The organism is Variovorax sp. 770b2, assembly GCF_900115685.1.
Lineage (GTDB): Bacteria > Pseudomonadota > Gammaproteobacteria > Burkholderiales > Burkholderiaceae_C > Variovorax.
In genome coordinates this window covers 593,058-614,770 of the sequence record NZ_FOXJ01000001.1, presented here as the reverse complement: position 1 = coordinate 614,770, position 21,713 = coordinate 593,058, and the positions used below count along the sequence as shown (strand labels likewise).

Annotated in this window: 17 protein-coding genes and 1 tRNA gene; 10 read left to right on the top strand and 8 right to left on the bottom strand. The window is 68.9% G+C overall.

Annotated features, from left to right (window positions below):
• Positions 1–54: 54 nt before the first annotated feature.
• Both BM133_RS02600 and BM133_RS02595 read left to right on the top strand, forming a co-directional pair.
• Positions 55–1,761, top strand: a complete 1,707-nt coding sequence (locus BM133_RS02600) for a hypothetical protein (RefSeq protein WP_093431437.1) — start codon at positions 55–57, stop codon at positions 1,759–1,761.
• Positions 1,758–2,006 (top strand): putative hemolysin, encoded by a 249-nt coding sequence (locus BM133_RS02595; RefSeq protein ID WP_093431435.1) that lies wholly within the window; start codon positions 1,758–1,760, stop codon positions 2,004–2,006. Before BM133_RS02600 ends, BM133_RS02595 begins: the two co-directional genes overlap by 4 nt.
• An 11-nt stretch (positions 2,007–2,017) precedes the next feature.
• On the opposite strand, the gene BM133_RS02590 is transcribed toward BM133_RS02595, so the two are convergent.
• Entirely contained in the window at positions 2,018–3,721 is a 1,704-nt protein-coding gene (locus BM133_RS02590) for a M14 family zinc carboxypeptidase (RefSeq protein ID WP_093431434.1), read from the bottom strand.
• Between the two features lie 79 nt (positions 3,722–3,800).
• Between BM133_RS02590 and BM133_RS02585 the strand changes: the two genes are divergently transcribed.
• Positions 3,801–4,691, top strand: coding sequence for an amidohydrolase family protein (locus tag BM133_RS02585; protein ID WP_093431432.1), 891 nt, complete (start codon positions 3,801–3,803; stop codon positions 4,689–4,691).
• A 118-nt stretch (positions 4,692–4,809) separates the two neighbouring features.
• A complete protein-coding gene (locus tag BM133_RS02580) occupies positions 4,810–5,955 on the top strand; it encodes an ABC transporter substrate-binding protein (protein WP_093431431.1) in 1,146 nt (381 codons plus the stop codon).
• Positions 5,956–5,973: 18 nt separating this feature from the next.
• Here the strand turns inward: BM133_RS02580 and BM133_RS02575 are convergent, their stop codons facing one another.
• On the bottom strand, positions 5,974–6,744 hold the full coding sequence (locus tag BM133_RS02575; protein ID WP_093431429.1) for an IclR family transcriptional regulator: 771 nt from the start codon (positions 6,742–6,744) through the stop codon (positions 5,974–5,976).
• Positions 6,745–6,874: 130 nt separating this feature from the next.
• On the opposite strand from BM133_RS02575, the gene BM133_RS02570 reads away from it, so the two are divergent.
• The 3 genes from BM133_RS02570 to BM133_RS02560 are packed head-to-tail and all read left to right on the top strand — an operon-like array spanning position 6,875 to position 10,776.
• On the top strand, positions 6,875–7,843 hold the full coding sequence (locus BM133_RS02570; RefSeq protein ID WP_093431428.1) for a tripartite tricarboxylate transporter substrate binding protein: 969 nt from the start codon (positions 6,875–6,877) through the stop codon (positions 7,841–7,843).
• Positions 7,844–7,855: 12 nt separating this feature from the next.
• The gene (locus BM133_RS02565) at positions 7,856–8,668 is read left to right on the top strand and encodes an enoyl-CoA hydratase/isomerase family protein (protein WP_093431426.1); all 813 of its coding nucleotides are present in this window, start codon (positions 7,856–7,858) and stop codon (positions 8,666–8,668) included.
• Complete coding sequence (locus BM133_RS02560) at positions 8,665–10,776, top strand: acetate--CoA ligase family protein (RefSeq protein WP_093431425.1); 2,112 nt, start codon at positions 8,665–8,667, stop codon at positions 10,774–10,776. Before BM133_RS02565 ends, BM133_RS02560 begins: the two co-directional genes overlap by 4 nt.
• A gap of 18 nt (positions 10,777–10,794) precedes the next feature.
• Here the strand turns inward: BM133_RS02560 and BM133_RS02555 are convergent, their stop codons facing one another.
• Positions 10,795–11,778 carry a D-2-hydroxyacid dehydrogenase family protein gene (locus BM133_RS02555; RefSeq protein ID WP_093434977.1) on the bottom strand — a complete coding sequence of 328 codons (984 nt, stop codon included), beginning with the start codon at positions 11,776–11,778 and terminating at the stop codon, positions 10,795–10,797.
• Positions 11,779–11,795: 17 nt separating this feature from the next.
• Positions 11,796–12,785 (bottom strand): Bug family tripartite tricarboxylate transporter substrate binding protein, encoded by a 990-nt coding sequence (locus BM133_RS02550; protein WP_093431423.1) that lies wholly within the window; start codon positions 12,783–12,785, stop codon positions 11,796–11,798.
• A 377-nt stretch (positions 12,786–13,162) separates the two neighbouring features.
• Between BM133_RS02550 and BM133_RS02545 the strand changes: the two genes are divergently transcribed.
• The 3 genes from BM133_RS02545 to BM133_RS02540 all read left to right on the top strand — a co-directional run bounded on the left by BM133_RS02545 (position 13,163) and on the right by BM133_RS02540 (position 18,303).
• Complete coding sequence (locus BM133_RS02545; protein WP_093431422.1) at positions 13,163–13,387, top strand: hypothetical protein; 225 nt, start codon at positions 13,163–13,165, stop codon at positions 13,385–13,387.
• 102 nt (positions 13,388–13,489) lie between these two features.
• Positions 13,490–13,645 (top strand): HHHH-motif protein, encoded by a 156-nt coding sequence (locus BM133_RS35085; protein WP_177224695.1) that lies wholly within the window; start codon positions 13,490–13,492, stop codon positions 13,643–13,645.
• A gap of 284 nt (positions 13,646–13,929) precedes the next feature.
• Positions 13,930–18,303, top strand: coding sequence for a DEAD/DEAH box helicase (locus tag BM133_RS02540; protein WP_093431420.1), 4,374 nt, complete (start codon positions 13,930–13,932; stop codon positions 18,301–18,303).
• An 18-nt stretch (positions 18,304–18,321) separates the two neighbouring features.
• On the opposite strand, the gene BM133_RS02535 is transcribed toward BM133_RS02540, so the two are convergent.
• From BM133_RS02535 to BM133_RS02520, 4 genes are all read right to left on the bottom strand, one after another.
• Positions 18,322–19,041: an MgtC/SapB family protein gene (locus BM133_RS02535; RefSeq protein WP_093431419.1), complete on the bottom strand. Its 720-nt coding sequence runs from the start codon at positions 19,039–19,041 to the stop codon at positions 18,322–18,324.
• Between the two features lie 23 nt (positions 19,042–19,064).
• On the bottom strand, positions 19,065–20,783 hold the full coding sequence (locus BM133_RS02530) for a thiamine pyrophosphate-dependent enzyme (RefSeq protein WP_093431417.1): 1,719 nt from the start codon (positions 20,781–20,783) through the stop codon (positions 19,065–19,067).
• Positions 20,784–21,135: 352 nt separating this feature from the next.
• Positions 21,136–21,212: transfer RNA gene (locus BM133_RS02525), tRNA-Pro, on the bottom strand.
• 26 nt (positions 21,213–21,238) lie between these two features.
• Positions 21,239–21,694, bottom strand: a complete 456-nt coding sequence (locus tag BM133_RS02520; RefSeq protein WP_042582087.1) for a MerR family transcriptional regulator — start codon at positions 21,692–21,694, stop codon at positions 21,239–21,241.
• Between the last annotated feature and the right edge of the window lie 19 nt (positions 21,695–21,713).

The window sequence follows — 21,713 nt, the reverse complement described above, 5'->3', positions numbered from 1 at the left end:
CCGTCACGGACAGCACCCACAATGGCACGCCTCACTGCACGAGCCCTCGCCCGCATGACCCTCAACGATCTGTCGCCCCGCCCCGAACGAAGTCCCTGCGCGATCGGCGCGATCGGCACGATCTGCCTTTGTGCACTGCTCGCGCTCTCGGCCTGCTCGGGCACCACCGAGGCCAAGCGCCAGGCGGACAACAGCACGCCCCCGCCCACCGACTGCACCGCCTGGGTCGGCACCGACCGCAACGCGATGCTGCCCGGCTATCTGCTGCGCCAGGGCAAGGAGGGCGTGGGCAGCACCGTCTGCGTGCCGCTGCTGCTCACGGCCAACCCCACGCCTGCCAGCTACGCGGGCGGCGACTATCACATCAGCGAATTCACCGACGACAAGCTCAAGGCCCGCTGGCGCGCCTGCAAGGAAGATGCGGCCTGCTTCAAGCGCATCGACGCGCAGATGCAGCGCTGGCTGCCGCCGAACAAGGAGCGCGCCACGCGCTCCACCGGCACGGTCGATCCGTCGGGAAAGATCGATCCCGACGGGCAGGTCGACCTGAAGCAGATCCGCCGGCCCGCCTTCTTCGCGAAAGCGCCCTACCGGGAAGGCATCGCCGAAGCGGAGGGCCGCACCTACACGGTCGAGTTCACCGTGCCGCCCGATGCCTTCGAGCGCATCGACCTGAAGAAGACCGCCGACATCAAGCTGCGCGGCTGGTACATCGAAGGCGCCGGCGTGGACGACGGCAAGGGCCGCAAGGTGCGCGCGCTCGCGATCATGGCGCCCGGCGGCGGGGGGCAGCTCACGGCGATCCAGCATCCGGAGGAGGTGTCGTACCGCACCGACGAGAAGACGGGCAAGACCACGCCCGTGCAGTTCCCCAACGCGACCACCGAGACCATGGGCCAGCGCTGGTGGCGCGAAAACCTCCACGCGCTGAACCAGGCGGGCTTCGACGTGCTGGCCTACGACCGGCGCGGCGAAGGCATCTCGGGCGGCTTCAGCGACACCAACACGCTGGAGCAAGGCGAGGATGTGTTCCGCACGCTCGGCCAGCTGGAAGACGGCCGTGGCCTGCGCATGCTCACGCCCTCGGGCGAAGTGCTGGCAGGCACCGCCGCGCGCGGCCGCCTGCTGGCGGGCATGAAGGCCAACGAGATTCCGCTCGTGCTGGGCGGCTACTCGCGCGGCTCGATGTCCACCGCCTGGGCGATGACCACCAACTACGTCGCCTCCTGCAGCTTCGACCTGCCGGAAGTCAGCTGCGCCAAGCCGCGGGGCCTGAAGAACATCCGCGGCGCGATCTTGCTGTCGTCGTTCGCGAGCGGTGCGGGCTACGTGGGCGACGCGCCCGATCTGGCGGACCGCAACCTGTTCCTGGGCGGCATGGCGGCGGACCACCACATCCTTTTCTATCCGAACTCGGCCCCGCTCGCGGGCATGGACCGGTGGCCCTCGGCCTTCTTCGGCAAGGGCCTGTGGGACCGCGCCGAAACGCTGGAGGGCACCGTCGCGGCCTACAACCGCATCCGCGGCGTGAAGGAGATCGTGCTGGCGCGCGGGCCGCACTCGATCGAGACCTGGCACGAATCGGACCGGCGCTACCTGCGCGAGCGCATGGTGGCGTATGCGAAGGTGGCGGTGATCGGCGGGCGCACCGTGCCGGGCGCACGGTCGTGGAAGAACTTCAAGGGGCTGGTGGCGACCACGCCGGATTCGTGGGAGCCGTCGTCCCGGCCGAAGGCCACGACATCTACACTGCCCCGATGACCAAGTACCTGCTGCTCCCGCTCTGTGCGCTCGTCTTCACGGCCTGCGCCCAGACCAGGCCCGATCCGGAACCGCAGCCGCCACGGGTCGGCATGGCGAACCCGGCATCGGTCTACTGCCAGAAGCTGGGCGGCAAGACCCTCATGAAGTCCAACGACAAGGGGCAGTACGGCATCTGCCAGTTGCCCGATGGCAAAGAGATCGAGGAGTGGGCGCTGTACCGGCGGGATCACCCCGCGAAGTAAGCCACGCTTCGCTAGCTCAAGCCCGCCACCGGGTAGCGCCGCCACCCGGGTTCCGCATGGCGCTGGCCGTGCGCAAAGATGTAGCCGAGGACTCCGCGCGGATCGGAGAGCTTGTTGGGGTTGCTTTTCTTCCATGCGTCGAAGCCGGCTTTCAGCGCCGGCTCTTCTTCCAGCATCCGGCGCGCCGTGTCTTCGAACACGTACGCTGAAAACGCCTCCTTCTTTTCGAGCACGCTGTCGAAGAAACCCCAGCGCAAGAAGCTGTCGTGGGCCTCGGGTTCGAGCGTCTCGACGATGTAGCGGGCCTTCGGCTGGGCCAGGGAAATCCACACGTCGCCGGCGCGCGCATGAACGGTCTCGGCGTTCGCAACGAGCGTCACCTCGTCGTGGAACATGTGCCCTTCGTAGGGGCCGGGGCGCGAGGCCACGCGTTCGATGCGGTACACCCGCGCGTCACGAAAGACCTGGTCTTCCTCCAGCCTTCGCATCGCCACGCCGTTCCATTCCAGACGCTCGATCACTTCGCGCCAGGCCTGCGGGACGAGATAGGCCTTGGGTGCGGCGATGGCCGCGTCTTCCACGAAGCGATCGAAGTACGGAATGTCTTTTTCCCAAGGCTGGCTGCGGTCGTAGGCCAGCCGCTGGTAGTTGCCCAGGCTGCTCGGCGTGTAGACCGCCTCGTACCCCTTGAAGCGGAAGCTGTTCGGCCGGTTCTGGTCGGAACGCCACGTCAGCGGCCATTGCGCCTGCTTCGCCGCGGCCGCCTTGGCCTCGCGACGAAGTTCTTGAATCTGCGCCGCATGCGCGATGGTGAAGTCCAGCACCACCTCGACCAGCGTCCGCATCGCCGCGACGCGGTCGGCGTAGGGCTTGAGCATGTGCGTCTCGGGCATGAAGCCGATGGTGTGGTGCAACGCCGCGTAGCCGGTGGAAAAGCGCGGCATGTCGAGGAAGTCGGCGATGCCGTCGTCGGGTGTCTCGGCCACGCAGTTCACGTAGGGGCAGGTGGGCCATCCGCGCGCGTCCATGTCGCCGTAGATCGCCGGCAGCATGCGGCTGCGCAGGAACTGGCCGAGGCCACCGCCGAGCTTGTCGGGCTGGGTCGGGATCAGCGTCATCGTGTAGGCGTAATCGGCGCCGTTGGAGGTGTGGGTGTCGACCATCACGTCCGGGTCCCACGCGGTGAAGAAGCGGTTGAACACCTGCGCGGCGAGGCTGTCGCACTTGATGAAGTCGCGGTTCAGGTCCAGGTGCCGCGCGTTGCCGCGAAAGCCGAACGCCTGCGGCCCCAGCTGGTTCGCGCGGGAGGTGCTTTGCCGGTCGAGACAACCGTCGACGTTGTAGACCGGGATGAACAGGAAGACCGTGTCGCCCAGCGCGGCGAGCCTTGCGGGCTCGGTGCAGAAATCGCGCACCAGCGCCATGCACACGTCGATGCCCTCGGGCTCGCCGGGGTGGATGCCGTTGTTGTTGAAGAAGACCGGGCGGCCTTGCCGCTGCAGGGTCTCGCGGTCGAACTGCGCCTCGGCGGTGACGATGCCCGCGTGCATCGGGATGCCGTTGTCCGAAGTGCCGATCTGCTGCCACCGCAGCACCGAGGGAAAGTCCTTCGCGAGCCGCTCGTAGAAGGCGATGCACTCGGCCCAGGTGGTGGTCTGGTTGCGGTTGCCGGTTTCGTAGGGCGTGCGGTACGGGGGGTCTTGTTCGACAGGCATCGGGGAAGGCTCCGTTGATCGAAACCGATTCTGCATCGACGATCGCGTGTCTTCCACGGGCATCTCGCAAGGAACATCCATGGCTTCCTCCTTTCTCTTCCGCGCGGCGTTGCTGGCCTGCGGCGCAGCCTTCGCCCTCTCGGCCCAGGCGGCCGACTACACCGGCCCGATCTTCGACGCCCACCTGCACTACAACGAGGAGGCATGGAACGGCAGCAGCGGTCCGTTTCCGCCGGCCGATGCACTCGCGCGCATGCAGCGCAACGGCGTGCGCGCCATCGTCGGCAACTCGCGGCCCAACGAAGGCACGCGCACGCTCGCGGCCCTGCGCGAGACGCGCGATGCCGGCGTCACCGTCGTGCCCTTCGTGCGCCTGTACCGCAACCGCGCCGACTACACCAACTGGTTCCGCGACGACACCATCTACGAGATGGTGCAGGCCGAGCTCACGCGCGGCACCGCGAGCGGCCCGTACCGCGGCATCGGCGAATTCCACCTGTACGAGAGCGCCAATGCCAACGGCCCGGTGGCCAGGAAGCTGATGGTGCTGGCCGAGCAACGGCAGCTCGCCGTGCTCGCGCACGTGGACGACGAGGCGGTCGACCTGCTGATGGCGCACTCGCCCACCCAGGGCCGCGAGCTGCGGCTCGTCTGGGCGCACACGGGCATCGGCGGCGCGCCCATCGCGCGGGTGCGTCAGATGCTGGAGCGCTATCCGAAGCTGATGGGCGAGCTGTCGTACCGCCCCGGGCTCACCTGCGAGGGCGGCAAGCTGTGCGCGCCATGGCGCGAGCTGATCCTGGCGTTTCCCGACCGCTTTCTCGTGGGTTCGGACACCTGGATCAACCAGCGCTGGAGCTCCTACGACGAGATCATGCAGGGCTACCGCGGCTGGCTCGGCGACCTGCCGCCGGCCGTGGCGCAGCGCGTGGCGTGGGGGAATGCGGCAGGCCTGTTCGGGGTGCGATAGCCCGACGGAACCAAGGGTTTACCCGAACCCACGGTTACACTGCGCATCACCTTCTTACATGAGCAGCGGGGGTCCTGTCAGGTTCTGCAGAGGCTTTCGACTGCTCGAGACCCGTCCAATGTCCTCCCTGAAAACCTCCCTTCGCCGCAGAGACGCGATCAAGTGCCTTGCCGCCGCCGGCGCCGCGATCGCACTTCCCGCCCTTGCCCAACCCGCACGCATCGTGCTCGGACAATCCGCCGCATTCAGCGGCCCCGCGGAGCAACTGGGCCTGCAGATGAACCAGGGCGCGCGCATCTACTTCGACGCGCTCAATGCCACCGGCGGCGTCAACGGCCGCACCATCGAGTTGCGCACGCTGGACGACGGCTACGAGCCCGAGCGCTGCAAGGCCAACACCGACAAGCTCATCAAGGACGATGTCTTCGCCCTCTTCGGCTATGTCGGCACGCCCACCTGCATGGCGGCGATGCCGCTGGTCGATGCCGCGAAGATTCCCTTCTTCGGCCCGTTCACCGGCGCGGAAGCATTGCGCGATCCGTTCCGCAAGACCGTGTTCCACGTCCGCGCCTCCTACGACGACGAGACCGCACTGATCGTGAAGCAACTGACCTCGCTCGGCATCCAGAAGATCGCCGTGTTCCACCAGAACGACGCGTACGGGCAGGCCGGACTCTCGGGTGTCCTCAACGCGCTCAAGCCCATCGGCCTTGCGCCGGTCGCCATCGGCACCGTCGAGCGCAACTCGGTCAACGTGGGCAAGGCGGTGAAGGACATCATGGCCGCCCAGCCCGCGGCCGTGATCCAGGTGGGCGCCTACAAGGCGTGCGCAGCATTCATCCGCGAAGCGCGCAAGGCCGGCTACGGCGGCACCTTCTTCAACGTGTCCTTCGTAGGCACGCAGGCGCTGGCCGACGAACTCGGCAAGGAAGCCCGCGGCGTGGTGATCAGCCAGGTCATGCCCTCCCCGTTCTCCACGAGCACCGCGATCTCGCGCGAGTACGTGGAGGCCGTGCGCAAGGCCGGCGGCGACGCCAAGCCCAACTACTCGAGCATGGAAGGCTACGTGGCGGCCAAGGTGTTTGCCGAAGGCCTGAAGCGCGCCGGCAAGCCGGCCACACGCGATTCGCTGATCACCGGGCTCGAGTCGATGCAGAACACCGACTTCGGCGGCTTCCACGTCGACTTCAGCGCGCGCGACCACAAGGCGTCGAACTACGTGGAGCTCTCGATGCTCACGGAAGACGGCAAGGTCCGCCGCTGACATCGACGCAAGGGCCCGCTAGCGCATCTCGCCGGCGGGCTCCCGCGTGTCCACCGCGCGGGTGATCTTCTGGCCCAGGGCCAGCAGCGGCGCGCTCAGTTCCGCCGCCACGTCGTTCGATGACTCCGTGGACGACACGCTCACGTTCAGCACGCAGCCCCACGCGGATTCCAGCTTCAGCGGCGCCGCCAGCGCCACCACTTCCGGCTGCCACGACGCGACGCACCAGCCCCGCTGCGCGACGCTCTCGATGGACTTGTCGATGTCCTTGCGCAGCCGGGGCCAGTCGGCTCGCCGCGCCGCGAATTCCGCGTACAGCGCCTCGCGCGCGTCGGCCGGCGCGACGGCCAGCCAGGCGCGTCCCAGCGAGGTCAGCTCGATCGGCACGCGCTGCCCGCTCACCACGTTGCGCAGCGAGGCCCGGCGGTTGTAGCGGATCGATTCCAGATAGACCATCTCCGAGCGGTCGGCCACCGCCAGGCCGACGTTGATGCGCAGCTTCTCGGCCAGCGCCCGCATCAGCGGCGCGGCGGCCTGCAGCACGACCGAGCCGGTGCGCATGGCGTGCGCCAGGCTCAGCACCGGCGCGGCCAATCGATAGGCGCGCGCGCTGCGGTTATGCGCCAGCATGCCGGCCACCACCAGCGTCTGCGTGAGGCGGCTCACGGTCGCGGGCGAGAGCCCCGTGCGCTCGGCGATCTCGCTGTTGCCCAACAGGGTGGAGCCGGGCCGGAAGGCGCGAAGGATTTCCATGCCCCGTTCGAGCGAACGATTGAGCGTGCTTGCCATGTTGTCTCCTTGATTCCCAGAGGCGCGGGCCTTCCGTCATTTCCATTGAGTGGAATTGGGCCGGTGCGCGGCGGGAGTATGCGACCTAAGCTGAAGGCTCGCTTCCAACCCTATAAAGAGAGACACAGGCATGCCGACATCCACATCGTTTCGCGCGCTCGCGCTGTCGCTGATCGTGCTCGCGCCGCTCACGACATGGGCCGCCTTTCCCGACAAGCCGCTGCGCATCGTGGTGCCGTTCGCGCCCGGCGGCGGCACCGATGCCATCACGCGCACGCTCGGCATCGGCATGTCGGAGGCGCTGGGCCAGCCCGTCATCGTCGACAACAAGCCCGGTGCCGGCACGATCATCGGCAGCGAGTTCGTCGCCAAGAGCGCGCCCGACGGCTACACGCTCGTCATGGCGACGTTCGCGCATGCGGTGAACCCGGGGCTGCAACCGAAGCTGCCCTACGACACCGACAAGGCCTTCGCGCCCGTGGCGCTGATCGGCGTCTCGCCCAACGTGCTGGTGGTGCGCGCCGACAGCCCCTACAAGACCGTCGCCGACCTCATGGCCGCGGCCAAGGCGAAGCCGGGCAAGCTGACCTTCGCGTCGCAGGGCAACGGCACCTCGGCGCACCTGGCGGGCGAGCTCTTCAAGAACCTCGCCAAGGTCGAGCTCACCCACATTCCCTATCGCGGCGCGGGCCCGGCCATGACCGACCTCCTGGGCGGCCAGGTGGACATGATGTTCGCCACCGCATCGGCCGTGCGCCCCTTCGTGGACAGCGGCAAGATGCGCGCGCTCGGCGTGACCACCGCGCGCCGCTCCCCCGCCTATGCCAGCGTGCCGACGCTCGCGGAGGCCGGCGTGCCGGGCTACGCGGCCGAGAGCTGGTACGGCCTCTACGTCGCGGCCAGGACGCCCAAGGACGTGATCGACCAGCTCAACGCCGCGGTCAGGAAGGCCGTCAAGGCACCCGCCTTCATCAAGCAGACCGAATCGGAAGGCCTGGCCGTCGACGTCGGCGCGCCCGGGCAACTGGACACCTACGTGCGCGCCGAGGAAGTGCGCTGGCGCAAGGTCGTCAAGGACAACCACATCACCACAGACTGAGGAGAACCACCCATGAGCACCACACCGGACACGGCACCGTCGCTGATCGAACTGGAGATCCGCGCCGGCATCGCAACGCTGACGCTGAACCGCCCCGAGAAGCGCAACGCCATCACCGACGGCATGCGCAGCGACTTCGTCGTTGCGCTGGAGAAAGTCGCCGCCGACAACACCGTGCGCGCGCTGGTGCTGACCGGCGCCGGCAAGGGCTTTTGCGCCGGCGGCGACGTGGCCGGCATGCAGCGGCGCATGGACGCGCCGGCCGGCGAGGTCGGCTTCAACGGATGGAGCCGCCAGCAAGGCGTGCACCACTCGGTGTCGCTGCTGCACACGATGCCCAAGCCGGTGGTCGCGGCCGTCAACGGCGGCGCCAACGGGCTGGGCGCCGACATGGCGATGGCCTGTGACTTCGTGCTGGCCTCCGATGCGGCCAGCTTCGCGTGGAGCTACATCAAGCGCGGGCTGATTCCGGACGGCGGCGGCATGTACTTCCTGCCGCGGCGGGTGGGGCTTTCGCGCGCCAAGGAACTGATCTTCACCGGCCGCAAGGTCGAGCCGGCCGAAGCGTTGCAGCTGGGCATTGCCGACCGCGTGACCAGCGCGCAGAACCTGCTGGCCGACGCGCACGCGTGGGCAACCGAGTTGTCGCAAGGCTCGGCGGCCGCGATCGCGCTGGGCAAGTCGATCCTGAACCAGAGCTTCGAATCGCCGGCCGAGCAGGTGTTCGCCAAGGGCAGCCAGGCGCAGGGCATCTGCTACACCACGCAGCAGCATCGCGACGCGGTGCTGGCGTTCCTGAATGCGGGCAAGGAGAAGGCGGCATGAGCACGCCCCTTCCCGACAACGCGATCGCCCGGCTCATGAAGCCGCGCAGCGTGGCCGTGATCGGCGCCTCCGCCGACCCGACGAAAACCGCGGGCCGCCCGGTCGCGTACCTCACGAAGCACGGCTTCGGCGGCGCGATCTATCCGGTGAATCCGCGCGCCGACGTGATCGGCGGGCTCAAGAGCTATCCCGACGTGCAGTCGCTGCCCGAGGCGCCCGATGTCGGCATCGTGCTGCTGGGCGCCGAGCGCGCGCACGAGGCGGTGCGCGACCTCGCCGCGCGCGGCACCGCGGCCGCCATCGTGCTGGCCAGCGGCTACACCGAAGTGGGTGCGGAAGGCGCGCGGCGCCAGCAACAGCTGCTGGAGGCCGCGGGCCGCATGCGCATCCTGGGGCCCAACACGATCGGCCTGGTCAACCTCACGGACCGCATCACGCTCTCGGCCACGGGCGCGCTGGAGCTGGAAGACTTCACGGCCGGCAGCATCGGCGTCGTGTCGCAGAGCGGCGGCATCCTGGGCGCGCTGCTGTCGCGCGCGGCGGCGCGCGGCATCGGGCTGTCGAAGCTGATTTCCACGAGCAACGAGGCCGACCTGGACATGGCCGACTTCATCGACCACCTGGCCGACGACGAGGCGACCTCGGTGATCGCGCTCTACATGGAGGGCGTGCGCAACCCCGCGAGGTTCAAGGCCGCGGCGCTCAAGGCCGCGCGCAAGGGCAAGCCGGTCGTCGTGTTCAAGGTCGGGCGTTCCGAATCGGGCGCGGCGGCGGCCGTGTCGCACACCGGCGCGCTCGCGGGTGCGGACCGCATGTACGACGCGCTGTTCCGCGAAGTCGGCATCATCCGCGCTGAGACCTTTTCCGACCTGCTCGACCTGCCCGCCGCGCTGGTCACCCGCCGGCGCCTTGCGGGCCGCCGCGTCGCGGTGCTCACATCGACCGGTGGCGCGGGAACGCTGGTGGCCGACAGCCTCGGCACGGCGGGCTTCGAGACCCCCGCGCCCGACGAAGCGACGGCCGCGGCGCTGCGCGCGCTGCAGTCCGGCGACCACGCGGTGCTGGACCGCAACCCCATCGATGTCACGCTGGCGGGCCTGCAGCCGGCACTGCTGCGCGGCGCGATCACCTCGCTGCTGGCGAGCCCGAGCTACGACGCGGTGGTGGTGATCGTCGGCTCCTCGGGCCTGGCGATGCCTGATCTCATGGCCAGCGCCATCCACGACAGCCTGCCCGGCAGCGACAAGCCGCTGGTGGTGTTCGTGAGCCCGCATGCACCGGGCATCGCGAGCCTGTTGAACCGGCGCGGTGTGCCCGCCTTCATGGCGCCCGAGAGCTGCACGAGCGCGCTCGCGGCGATGCTTGAAACAGCGCAGTGGAAAGAGCCCGCGGCACGAGACGACGATGCGACGGTCGCCGTCCGCATCGACGACCTGCCCGATGGCGCGTTGAACGAAACCGAAGCGAAGAACCTGTTCGCGCGCTTCGGCGTGCCGTGCGTGCGCGAGCACATCGTCGGCAATGCCGAAGAGGCGGTGGCGGCAGCTCGCGAACTGGGCGAAGGCAAGGTCGTGCTCAAGATCCTCTCGTCCGAGATCACGCACAAGAGCGATGTCGGCGGCGTGGCGGTCGGCATCGCCGCGGACCGCGTCGGCGAACGGCTCGAGCGGATGGCCGACGAGGTGAGCCAACGCGCCGGCGTGCGGCCACAGCAGTTCCTGGTGCAGGAGATGGTCCAGGGCGGCGTGGAGCTGATCCTCGGCTGCCATCGCGATCCGCTCGGCTCGGCCGTGTTGCTGGGCATGGGCGGCGTCACGGCCGAACTGCTCAAGGACACCGCGCTGCGCATGGTGCCACCCGGCGGACTGAGCCGCGACGAAGCGCTGTCGCTCGTGCGCGAGCTGCGCACATGGCCGCTGCTCGACGGCTTCCGGGGGCGCAAGCTGGCCGATGTCGATGCGCTGGTATCGGCGATCGTCGCGTTCTCCCGGATGATCGACGCGCTGGGCGAGCGGCTCGTCGAGGCGGAGATCAACCCGGTGTTCGTGCTGCCGAAGGGAGAAGGCGTGCGTGCGGCGGACGGCGTGGCCGTGCTCGCACGCGGTTGAGCCGGGCGCGCCGCCGGATCAGCTCCTGCGGCGCGCGGCTTCCAGCGCTTCAGGGTTCACGACATCGGTGAGACGCCCTTCGGCGAACGCGTTGATGTTGTCGAAGGCGATGCCGAAGTAGCGCTCGTAGTTGTCCTTCTCGACATAGCCGATGTGCGGCGTGCACAGCACGTTGGGCAGTGCGAGCAGCGGATGGTCGCGCGCCATGACGGGCTCCTGCTCGTAGACATCGACGGCGGCGAACCCGGGGTGGCCCGCGCGCAGCGCCTGCTCGAGCGCGCCCTCGGCGACCAGTTCGGCGCGGCTGGTGTTCACCAGCAGCGCCGTGCGCTTCATGCGCGCGAGGTCTTCGGCCGTGACCAACCCATGGGTGTCGGCCGTAAGCCGCACGTGCAGGCTCACCACATCGCTCTCGGCAAAGAAGGCTTCGCGCGACGGCGCCACCTCGAACCCGTCGGCGCGCGCCGCGGCAGTCGATGCCTCGCGGCCCCAGACCCAGACCTTCATGCCGAACACGCGGCCGTAGGCGGCCACCTGCCGGCCGATGCGGCCGTAGCTCCAGACACCGAGACGCTGCCCGCCGAGTTGCTGGCCGAGGTGTCCTTGCCAGAGTCCCTGGCGCATGCGGTTGGCCTCATCGACCAGGTGCCGGCGGCTCGCGAGCGCGAGCGCCCAACTCAGTTCCGCGGTGGCGGACCCCGCCCCGCTGCCTTCGGCCACGAGCACGCCGCGCGCCGTGCAGGCCGCCAGGTCGACGTGGCCCGCGAGCTTGCCGGTCTGACTGATCAGCCGGAGCTTGGGCAGGCGATCGAGCAGCGCGGCATCGATGCGCGTGCGCTCGCGCGTCAGCACAAGGGCCTCCGCATCCGCGAAGCGCTCGGCCAGCGCGTCGGTGCCCTTGACCGTGTCGTTGTAGATGCGCGTCTCGTGGGCGTCGAGCCTGGAGAAGCAGTCCAGGCCGCGAACGCAGTCCTGGTAGTCGTCGGGGATGGCGATGCGCATGCGCAGGTGCTCCTTCTTCATTGCAGCGTGATGTGAAGTTGTTCGACCGTGCGCTTCCACATCGCCAGGTCGTTGCGCACGAGCGTCGTGAACTGCTCGGGCGGCATGCCACCGGGGGCGATGCCCTGGGCCTTGAAGAGATCACGCACTTCCTTCGTGTCCAGGGCGCGCTTGACTTCGGCGTAGAGGCGCTGCGTCACGGCCGCCGGCGTGCCGGCCTTGAGCAGCAGGCCGTACCAGCCGTGCACCTCGAAGCCCGGATAGCCCTGCTCGGCCACGGTCCGCACGGCGGGGAGCCCCTCGAAGCGCGTGGCCGTCGCGACGGCCAGCGCGCGCAGCTTGCCGGCCTGGATGAACGGCAGGGCGCTGCTCATGTCCAGGAACATGAACTGGATCTGCCCGCCCAGGAGGTCCTGCACCGCGGGGCCGGCGCCCCGGTAGGGCACGTGCGTCGCGCGCATGCCGGCACGCTGCGCGAACAGCGCCGCGCCCAGATGGGCCGAGGTGCCGTTGCCGGACGAGCCGTACGACAGGCCCTCCGGTTTGGCCTTTGCGCTCGCGACCAGTGCCTGCAGATCGGGCGCGGGGAAATCGGTGCGCACCACCACGGCGTGGGGCACGAAACCCACCACGGTCAAAGGCGAGAAATCGCGCAGGGTGTCGAACGGGTAGCCGGGCATCAACGCCGGGTTGGTGACCGCCAGGATCGACGGGAAGACCAGCGTGTAGCCGTCGGCCGGCTGGTGCTTGACCTCGCTCATGCCGATGACGCCGCCGCCGCCCGGCTTGTTGTCGATGATCACGGGCTGGCCCAGGTTCGTCGACATGATCTTGCCGATCGCGCGCGCCATGAGGTCGGTGGGACCGCCGGGCGAGAACGGCACGACGATGCGGATCTGCTTGGAGGGAAACGTGTCGGCCCGGGCGCGCGGGGCGAAAGCCATGAGCGCGAGTGCGCCTCCCATGGCGTTGAAATGGCGCCGGGAGGGGGCGGGTGTTGGGGGCATCGGGGTCTCCGTGGGGATGTATCGCTGCATGCGGACATCTTTTTTGGCTCAGCGGGCCAGCTTAGGCCGGGGGCGACTTGGCTGCATCCCGCCTCTTCCACTGCATGGAATTGAAGGGCGCACTTTCGGTATTGGCTCGACCGCGGCTCGCCGCAGGGAGAGTTAATACGTTAGACTTCACTTCGGTAGCCCCTTGTTTTCTCCCTCCTCCCTTCTCAGGGCTACCCTTGCCCGCCTCGTGCGGGCTTTTTCTTGCCTGATCGGCGCTGTCCTTCCCGCGGTGCCTCGACCGTCCTACGTTGCGCGCCGCCGGGCTCCCTACAGCGAAATTCCCGCGCCGCCGCGACCATATCGACTCCATTTCTACGGGTAAGGGTATGAGCTTCAAGGACATCAAGGACCGATTCGGGGCCTCGTTTCAGCGCGGTGACCGTGTCACTTGCGAAGGCCGATCCGGCACCGTTGCGAGCGCCAATTACTCGCACATCCGGGTGAGGTTCGACGGCAGGTCGATTTCCGCGCCCTGCGATCCGCGCGATCTGCAGTTGGTGGGCGCCCTCGTCCCCCGGTTTTCAGTGCAGGAAATCACGGCGATCCAGTAGTTCGCGGGTTTTGGCGTGTCGGCTGGGAAGCGAGTCGGGCGTTACTCGAAGTGCGTCGTCCACGCGACGCATCCTTTGATGCCATTGCTTAGAAAGAAACACATGAAGATCAAGCAGCTCGTTCTCTCCAGCCTCGTTGCCTTCGCCACCCTGGCGGCGTTCGCACCGACCATCGCTTCGGCGGCCCCCCACAAGGCGCACAAGGTGTGCAAGTGGGATGCGCGTCATCACCACCGCGCCTGCCACTGGGTGCGCTGAACCCCACGCTCTCAAGGCGTGCAACAAGAGCCCTCCTCGCGAGGGCTTTTTCACGCCTGGGGCGTGATGAATGGCGGCGAGTACGGTATCTGCCCTGTTCATAGGTGACCGAGCGGACGCGCCGGAACGCGGCCGGATAGTTTTCCAGCACCGGATGCGGATGCGGCACGGGTCTGGACGTCTTCCGGCGAGAGTGCCTTGAGATCGCCCGCACCGTCCCGACCTGTGAGGTCAATGGCTCCCGCATTGCGCCGCCGCAATCCCTGCCGTAGCCTGCACTCCCCGTGGCCCTGCACTCGTTCCATCCCGCCGTCGCCCAGTGGTTCCTTCGGACCTTTCCCGGCCCCACCTCGGCCCAGGCCGAGGCATGGCCGGCGATCCGTGCCGGGCGCGACACGCTCGTGGCCGCGCCCACCGGTTCGGGCAAGACACTCACCGCCTTTCTGGCCGCCCTGGACGACCTGGTCCATCGAGGCCTCGCGCCTGCCGGCTTGCCCGATGAAACCGCCGTGGTCTACGTCTCGCCGCTGAAGGCGCTCTCCAACGACATCCGCCTGAACCTGGAGGCACCGCTCGCGGGCATTCGCAGCGAGCTGGCGGCGCTCGGGCTGCCCGACGTCGACATCCGCACCGCCGTGCGCACCGGCGACACGCCGCAGCGCGAGCGCCAGCAGAGCCTGCGCCGGCCGCCGCACATCCTGGTGACCACGCCGGAGTCGCTGTACGTGCTGCTCGGCTCGGCGTCGGGCCGCCGGATGCTGTCCACCGTGCGCAGCGTGATCGTCGACGAGATCCATGCGATTGCCGCGAGCAAGCGCGGCAGCCACCTGGCACTGTCGCTGGAGCGGCTGCAGGACCTGTGCATGGCGCAAGGCGGCGCGCGGCCGGTGCGCATCGGCCTGTCGGCCACGCAGAAGCCCATCGACGAGGTCGCGCGCTTCCTGGTCGGCGCGGGTGCGCTGCGCACCGACGGCACGGCCGACTGCGCCATCGTCGACATCGGCTATGCCAAGCAGCGCGACCTCGCGCTCGAGCTGCCGCCGACGCCGCTCGAGGCAGTGATGTCGAACGACCAATGGACGCAGGTGTACGCCCGCGTGGCCGAGCTGGTGTGGCTGCACAAGACCACGCTGGTGTTCGTCAACACGCGCCGCATGGCCGAGCGCGCGGCGCGGCACCTGGGCGACATCCTCGGCAAGGAGGCCGTGGCCGCGCACCACGGCAGTCTTTCGAAGGAGACGCGCCTGGACGCCGAACAGCGCCTCAAGCGCGGCGACCTGAAGGTGCTGGTGGCCACGGCATCGCTCGAACTGGGCCTGGACATCGGCGACGTCGACCTGGTGTGCCAGCTCGGCTCGCCGCGCGCCATCGCCACCTTCCTGCAGCGCGCGGGGCGCTCGGGCCACGCCGTGGGCGGGGTGCCGAAGGCGCGGCTTTTTCCCCAGTCGCGCGACGAGCTGGTGGAGTGCGCCGCCCTGCTGGACTGCATTCGCCGCGGCGAGCTCGACGCGCTGCGCGTGCTGCCCGCGCCGCTGGACGTGCTGGCGCAGCAGATCGTGGCCGAGACCGCATGCCGCGAGTGGAACGAGGACGATCTGTTCGCGCTGGTGCGCCGCGCCTGGCCCTATGCGCAGCTCTCGCACGCGCGCTACATGGAAGTGGTGCGCATGGTGTCCGAAGGCTTCACCACGCGGCAGGGCCAGCGCGCCGGCTATGTGCACCGCGACGCCGTGAACCACCTGCTGCGCGAACGCAAGGGCGCGCGCATGACGGCGCTGACCTCTGGCGGCACCATCCCCGAGACCGGCGACTACACGGTCGTGCTGGAACCGCAGGCCGACAAGATCGGCACGGTCAATGAAGACTTCGCGGTCGAGAGCCTGGCGGGCGACGTGTTCCAGCTGGGCAACACCAGCTACCGCATCCTGAAGATCGAGCCGGGCCGCGTGCGCGTGGAAGACGCGCACGGCGCCGCGCCCAACATCCCGTTCTGGCTCGGCGAGGCGCCGGGGCGCAGCGACGAGCTGTCGTTCGGCGTGTCGCGGTTGCGCGGCGAAGTGGCACTGGCGCTGGAAGCGGGCGGCCGCGATGCCGCGATGAAGCTGCTGGTGCAGGCGCTCGGCCTGGACGACGAGGCGGCGCGCCAGATCGTCGAGCATCTCGCGCATGCGCTCGCGGTGCTCGGTGCGCTGCCGACGCAACGCACGCTGGTGATGGAGCGCTTCTTCGACGCCTCCGGCGGCATGCAGCTGGTGATTCACTCGCCGTTCGGCAGCCGGCTCAATCGCGCATGGGGCCTGGCGCTGCGCAAGCGCTTTTGCCGCACCTTCAACTTCGAACTGCAGGCCGCGGCGACAGAGGATGCGATCGTCCTTTCGCTGTCGACCAGCCACAGTTTTCCGCTCGAGGAGGTCGCGCGCTACCTGCACTCGGCCTCGGCGCTGCACGTGCTGGTGCAGGCGCTGCTGGACGCGCCGCTCTTTGGCGTGCGCTGGCGCTGGAACGCGACCACCGCGCTGGCGCTGCCGCGCTTCAGCGGCGGCCGCAAGGTGGCGCCGCAGCTGCAGCGCATGCGCTCCGAAGACCTGCTCGCGGCCGTGTTTCCCGACCAGGTCGCGTGCGCCGAAAACATCGTCGGGGAGCGCGAGATCCCCGAGCACCCGCTGGTCGCGCAGACGCTGGACGACTGCCTGCACGAGGCGATGGATGCCGACGGGTGGCTCGCGCTCCTGCGCCGCATGGAGTCGGGCGAGGTTCGGATGCTGGCGCGCGACCTGCCGGCCCCCTCGCCGCTCGCGATGGAAGCGTTGAATGCGCGTCCCTATGCATTCCTGGACGATGCGCCGCTGGAAGAGCGCCGCACGCAGGCCGTGCAGAACCGCCGCTACACCGATCCCGAAAGCGCCGACGACGTCGGCCAGCTCGATGCGGACGCCATCGCCAGCGTGCGCGAAGAAGCCTGGCCGCAGCCGCGCAGCGCCGACGAGATGCACGAGGCGCTGGGCATGCTCGGTGCCTTGAGCGACGACGAGGTGGCACAAGAGGCTGACTGGAAGAAGTGGCTGGCCGCGCTCGCCAAGGCCGGCCGCGTGACGCGGCTGCTGCTCCAAGGCAAGGGCCGCACCGCGCGCGGCCTGTGGGTGACGGCCGAGCGCCTGCACCTGCTGCAGGCCGTGGCGCCCGATGCGCCGATGCAGCCGGCCATCGAAGCCCCCGCCGATGCCGAGCGGCCGGCCGACCGCGACACCGCGCTGCGCGAGCTGCTGCGCTCGCGCCTCGGCGGGCTCGGCCCGGTCACCGTCGCGCAACTTGCCACGGCGCTTTTGCTTTCGGCCGCGGATGTCGAAAGCGCCCTGGTCGCACTGCAGGCCGAAGGCAGCGTGCTGCAGGGCCGCTTCACGCCCGGCGCAGCAGAGCCCGAATGGTGCGAGCGCCATCTGCTGGCACGCATCCACCGCTACACGCTCAAGCGCCTGCGCCGCGAGATCGAACCCGTGGAGCCACGCGACTTCGTGCGCTTTCTCTTCGAGTGGCAGCACATCGGCGCGGGCTCGCGTGTGAGCGGGCCGGAGGCGCTGTCGGGCATCCTGTCGCAGCTGGAAGGCTACGAGGCGCCCGCGCCGCTCTGGGAAGCCGAGCTGCTGCCGGCGCGCGTGACCGACTACGCCGGCGCCTGGCTCGACGACCTGTGCACCGCGGGGCGCGTGCTGTGGACGCGGTTGCGCCCGGCCGCCACCGAGGGCCGCAAGGGTGCGGGCAACCTCTCGCTGCGCGCCACGCCGGTGGTGCTGCTGCCGCGCCGCAGCGCGGCGCTGTGGACCACACTGGCGCCCGCGCCGGTCGACGACGACAACCTCGGCTCGCGGGCCGCGCGCGTGGCCGCGCATCTGGCGCAACACGGTGCCTGCTTCTTCGACGAAATCGCGTCGGGCACACGCCTGCTGCCGGTGGAGATCGAAGAGGCGCTGACCGAGCTGGTCGCCAAGGGCCGCGCGCGCTGCGACAGCTACGCGGGCCTGCGCGCCCTGCTGGTGCCGGCGTCCAAGCGCGCCTCGGCCGACACGCGGCGCCGGCGGCGCACGCCGCTCTTCGGCATCGAGGACGCGGGGCGCTGGACGCTGGTGCGGCCACCCGCCGCCGCCGAAGCAATGGCCGCCAGTTCCGCCGAAGCGATCGAACAGGTCGTGCACGTGCTGCTGCGCCGCTACGGCGTGGTCTGCTGGCGCCTGCTCGAGCGCGAGGCCGCATGGCTGCCGCCATGGCGCGACCTGGTTCGCGTGTGCCGGCGGCTGGAAGCGCGCGGCGAGATCCGCGGCGGACGCTTCATCGCCGGGGTGTCGGGCGAGCAGTTCGCGCTGCCCGAGGCGGTCGCGTCGATGCGGCAGGTGCGCCGGCAGCCGGGCGACGGCGCGTTGATCGTGCTGGCAGCCAGCGATCCGGCCAACCTGCTGGGGACTCTCGTGAACGGACCCAAGGTGCCGCGCGTCGGGGGCTCGCGCGTGCTGTACCGCGACGGCCTGCCGATTGCCACCAGCGTGGCGGGGAAAGTCGCGCTGCTGGTCACGCTCGATGCGGCGCAAGCGCAGGCCGCCAGGCGTGCGCTTGCGCTGGAGCCGTCGCTGCGCGTGTTCGAGCTTGCCGCGCAGCCGTCCGCGTGAGTCCAGCCCACAGCAGCGTCAGTTGGCCTCGGCGCCGTGGCCGCCACCTCGTGCCACGACCTCGACCGACTGCACGCCCTCTAGCTTTTCCAGCCGCTCGACGAAGCTTCCGATGTCGGCCGAGGACACGCGCACCAGCTGCACCGTGATGTCGTCGAGCTGCCCGCCCGGCCGCACCGCCACCAGGAAGCGCCGCAGCCGCGCGGGCGGGAGCTTCAGGCCGTGCTCCAGCGTCTCCGGGCTCACCGCGCCATGTTCGGCGACCACGCGCAGGCGGCAGCTCTGGCTGCGCGCGCGGTACGCCTCCTCCAGCGGCTTGATGCCCGCGAGGATCACCAGGATGATCACGGTCGAGGCGGCCGCCGGAAAGTAGAGCCCGCCGCCGACCGCGAGCCCGATCGCGGCCACGGTCCAGATGCTCGCGGCCGTGGTGAGCCCGCGCACGATCTCCCCGCGCGCGAGGATCGCGCCCGCACCGAGGAAACCGATGCCCGACACCACCTGCGCGGCCGCGCGCGAGGGGTCGAGCACCACATGCTCGCCGCGCAGGCTGTCAGAAAAACCGTAGGCCGACACCAGCATGAAAAGGCAAGCCCCGACGCTCACCAGCATGTGCGTGCGAATACCCGCCGCCCACAGCAATCGCTCGCGCTCCAGGCCGACGAGACTGCCGAGCGCGGCGGCGACAAAGAGCCGAAGCAGCGTTTCGCCGTGAGAGAGAAGGACCGTGTTCTGCATCGGGGAGAAGGACAAGGCCGGCGTCATTCGGTGAAGTTGTCCTTGATCAGGTCCACCACGTCCGACGAGCGCCCGCCGAGCGCCGCCTTGGCCGAATACAGCATCGTTCCTGCGACCTGGCCGAACTCCACCTTCGGCGGCATCACCAGCTCCGTGCGGTTGACTTTCACGTCCAGCAGCGCCGGGCCCGGGTGCGCGAGGAAGGCGCGCACTGCGTCGGGCAATTGCTCGGCGCGCTCCACCTTCTGGCCATAGAAGCCGATCACCTCGGCCAGCCGCGCGAAGTCGGGGTTCAGCAGGTCGGTGTAGTTGTCCAGCAGCCCTTCGACCTTCTGCTCGAGCTCCACGAAGTTCAGGCTCGCGTTGTTGTAGACCACGACCTTGATCGGCAGCTTCTCCTGCACCGCGGTCATCAGGTCGCCCAGCAGCATCGCGAGGCCGCCGTCGCCCGAGAGCGAAATCACCTGCCGCCCGGGATACGCCTTCTGCGCGCCAAGCGCCTGCGGCATTGCATTGGCCATGGTGCCGTGGAGCAGGCTCACCAGCGTGCGGCGCCGGCCGTTCATCGTCAGGTGACGCAGCGACCACACCATCGGGCTGCCGCCATCGGCAGTGAAGATGGCGTCGTCGGCCGCCAGTTCGTCGATGACGCGCGTGAGGTGCTGCGGATGAATCAACCCCTCCTTGCCGGGCCGCTCGTCGCGCCGCAGCGTCTGGACCGCCTCCTTGCGATGGCGCAGGCACTCGTCCAGAAAGCTGCGGTCGCTGCGTTCTTCGAGCAGCGGGATCAGCGCCTGCACGGTGTGCGCAATGTCGCCCACCAGCCCCAGCGCCACCGGATGGCGTCGCCCGAGGTGGCTGCCGTCGGTATCGATCTGCAGGATGGTCGCCTTGGCCGGATAGAACTGGCTCCACGCGAAGTCGGCGCCCAGCAGCAGCAGCGTGTCGCACGCCTGCAGCGCGCGGTAGCCCGACTCCACGCCGAAGATGCCGGTCATGCCCATGTTGAAAGGGTTGTCGTACTCCACGAAGTCCTTGGCGCGCGAGGTGTGGGCGATCGGCGCCTTCAGGCACTGGCCGAGCGCCAGCAGCATCTCGTGCGCGCCTTCGCAGCCGTGGCCGGCGTAGATCGCGATCTTCTTTCCCTTGGCGAGCAAGGCCGCCAGTTGCGCGAGTTCGCCGTCGTTGGGCCGGATCACCGGGGCGGCGCGGTGCACGGTGAAGCTCAGGCCCTCCTTCACCTCGGTCTGCGCGATGTCGCTCGGCAAGATGACCACGGCCACGCCGCGCCGCGAAAGCGCAGCCTGCGCCGCAAGGGCCATGACGCGCTGCGCCTGCCCGGCCGACTGCACCTGTTCGCAGAAGACGCTGCAGCCCGCGTAGAGCGACTTGAAATCGACTTCCTGCGGAAACTCCATGCCCAGTTCCGTCGTCACGACCTGGCTTGCGATCAGCACCATCGGCGTGCGGTTGCGGTTCGCCTCGAAGACGCCGTTGATGAAATGCAGCCCGCCCGGTCCGCACGAACCGGCGCAAGCGGTGAGCTCGCCCGTGAGGTACGACTCCGCGCCCGCGGCGAAAGCCGCCGCCTCTTCGTGCCGCACATGCACCCATTCGATCTCGCTGCGGCGGATCGCGTCGGTGACGTGGTTCAACGTGTCCCCGACGATGCCGTAGCAGCGTTTGACGCCGGCCTTCTGCAGGGTTTCGATGACGAGGTCGGCGACTTTGCGGTGGGCCATGCGTGCTTCCTTTGCGGCAAAACACAGACGCTACGCAGCCAGAGGCCCAAGCCCGTGGGCGGGCTTCGGAAGCCTCGGTAGGATTTCGCCGCACGAAGCGCGGCATTCAGGTGGTTGCGGCAATGGCATGCGATTCGGATGGTCGGACCAGGACCAGAACGGCTGCGCCGCGAGGACGTGAAGGTGACAAGGCGCGTGTGCCGCCGCAACGTGCCGACCGGAAAACTCTGGCCGTCGGAAATTGGGAGGCTCGTGAAGCGGCCGGCTTTTTCAGGAATCGACGGGTTTGTCAGAACCAAAGAAAAACGGGTCAGAGCTTGTGGCTCTGACCCGTTGATCTGACTAACGTTTTTGGTCGGTGTGAAAGGATTCGAACCTTCGACCCCTTGCACCCCATGCAAGTGCGCTACCAGGCTGCGCCACACACCGAAGCCCGCAATTATAGCCGGCTGAAATCAGCGTCCGACGGTCAGGAGCTCACGAATTTCAAAAAGCTCGCGCCGAAGGTGCAACAACTGCGACAGATCGACCGTGCGCGGCGCGGTCGGATCGGGGCTGTCCTGCACGGCGGCGTCGAATTCTTCCTGGTCGATTTCGATCGCTTCCATGCCTTCGAGCGGCACTTCGCCGGCCTTGCGGCGATCGCGCTCGCCCTGCACCAGTTCCTGCAGCTTGTTGCGCGCGCCGCTGATCGTGAAGCCCTGGTCGTACAGCAGGTCGCGGATGCGGCGAATCATGAGCACCTCGTGGTGCTGGTAGTAACGACGGTTGCCGCGTCGCTTCATGGGCCGCAGCTGCGTGAACTCTTGTTCCCAGTAGCGCAGCACGTGCGGCTTGACGCCGCAGAGTTCGCCGACCTCACCGATGGTGAAGTAGCGTTTGACAGGAATCGGCGGGAGCGCTTTCTCCATTATTTCCATTGAAATCAAG

Coding starts and splice junctions, on each gene's coding strand:
- BM133_RS02535 (WP_093431419.1), bottom strand. CDS start 19,041: ATGCAGAACACGGTCCTTCTCTCTCACGGCGAAACGCTGCTTCGGCTC.
- BM133_RS02560 (WP_093431425.1), top strand. CDS start 8,665: ATGAGCACGCCCCTTCCCGACAACGCGATCGCCCGGCTCATGAAGCCG.
- BM133_RS02565 (WP_093431426.1), top strand. CDS start 7,856: ATGAGCACCACACCGGACACGGCACCGTCGCTGATCGAACTGGAGATC.
- BM133_RS02520 (WP_042582087.1), bottom strand. CDS start 21,694: ATGGAGAAAGCGCTCCCGCCGATTCCTGTCAAACGCTACTTCACCATC.
- BM133_RS35085 (WP_177224695.1), top strand. CDS start 13,490: ATGAAGATCAAGCAGCTCGTTCTCTCCAGCCTCGTTGCCTTCGCCACC.
- BM133_RS02550 (WP_093431423.1), bottom strand. CDS start 12,785: ATGCCCCCAACACCCGCCCCCTCCCGGCGCCATTTCAACGCCATGGGA.
- BM133_RS02590 (WP_093431434.1), bottom strand. CDS start 3,721: ATGCCTGTCGAACAAGACCCCCCGTACCGCACGCCCTACGAAACCGGC.
- BM133_RS02545 (WP_093431422.1), top strand. CDS start 13,163: ATGAGCTTCAAGGACATCAAGGACCGATTCGGGGCCTCGTTTCAGCGC.
- BM133_RS02530 (WP_093431417.1), bottom strand. CDS start 20,783: ATGGCCCACCGCAAAGTCGCCGACCTCGTCATCGAAACCCTGCAGAAG.
- BM133_RS02570 (WP_093431428.1), top strand. CDS start 6,875: ATGCCGACATCCACATCGTTTCGCGCGCTCGCGCTGTCGCTGATCGTG.
- BM133_RS02580 (WP_093431431.1), top strand. CDS start 4,810: ATGTCCTCCCTGAAAACCTCCCTTCGCCGCAGAGACGCGATCAAGTGC.
- BM133_RS02575 (WP_093431429.1), bottom strand. CDS start 6,744: ATGGCAAGCACGCTCAATCGTTCGCTCGAACGGGGCATGGAAATCCTT.
- BM133_RS02600 (WP_093431437.1), top strand. CDS start 55: ATGACCCTCAACGATCTGTCGCCCCGCCCCGAACGAAGTCCCTGCGCG.
- BM133_RS02555 (WP_093434977.1), bottom strand. CDS start 11,778: ATGCGCATCGCCATCCCCGACGACTACCAGGACTGCGTTCGCGGCCTG.
- BM133_RS02595 (WP_093431435.1), top strand. CDS start 1,758: ATGACCAAGTACCTGCTGCTCCCGCTCTGTGCGCTCGTCTTCACGGCC.
- BM133_RS02585 (WP_093431432.1), top strand. CDS start 3,801: ATGGCTTCCTCCTTTCTCTTCCGCGCGGCGTTGCTGGCCTGCGGCGCA.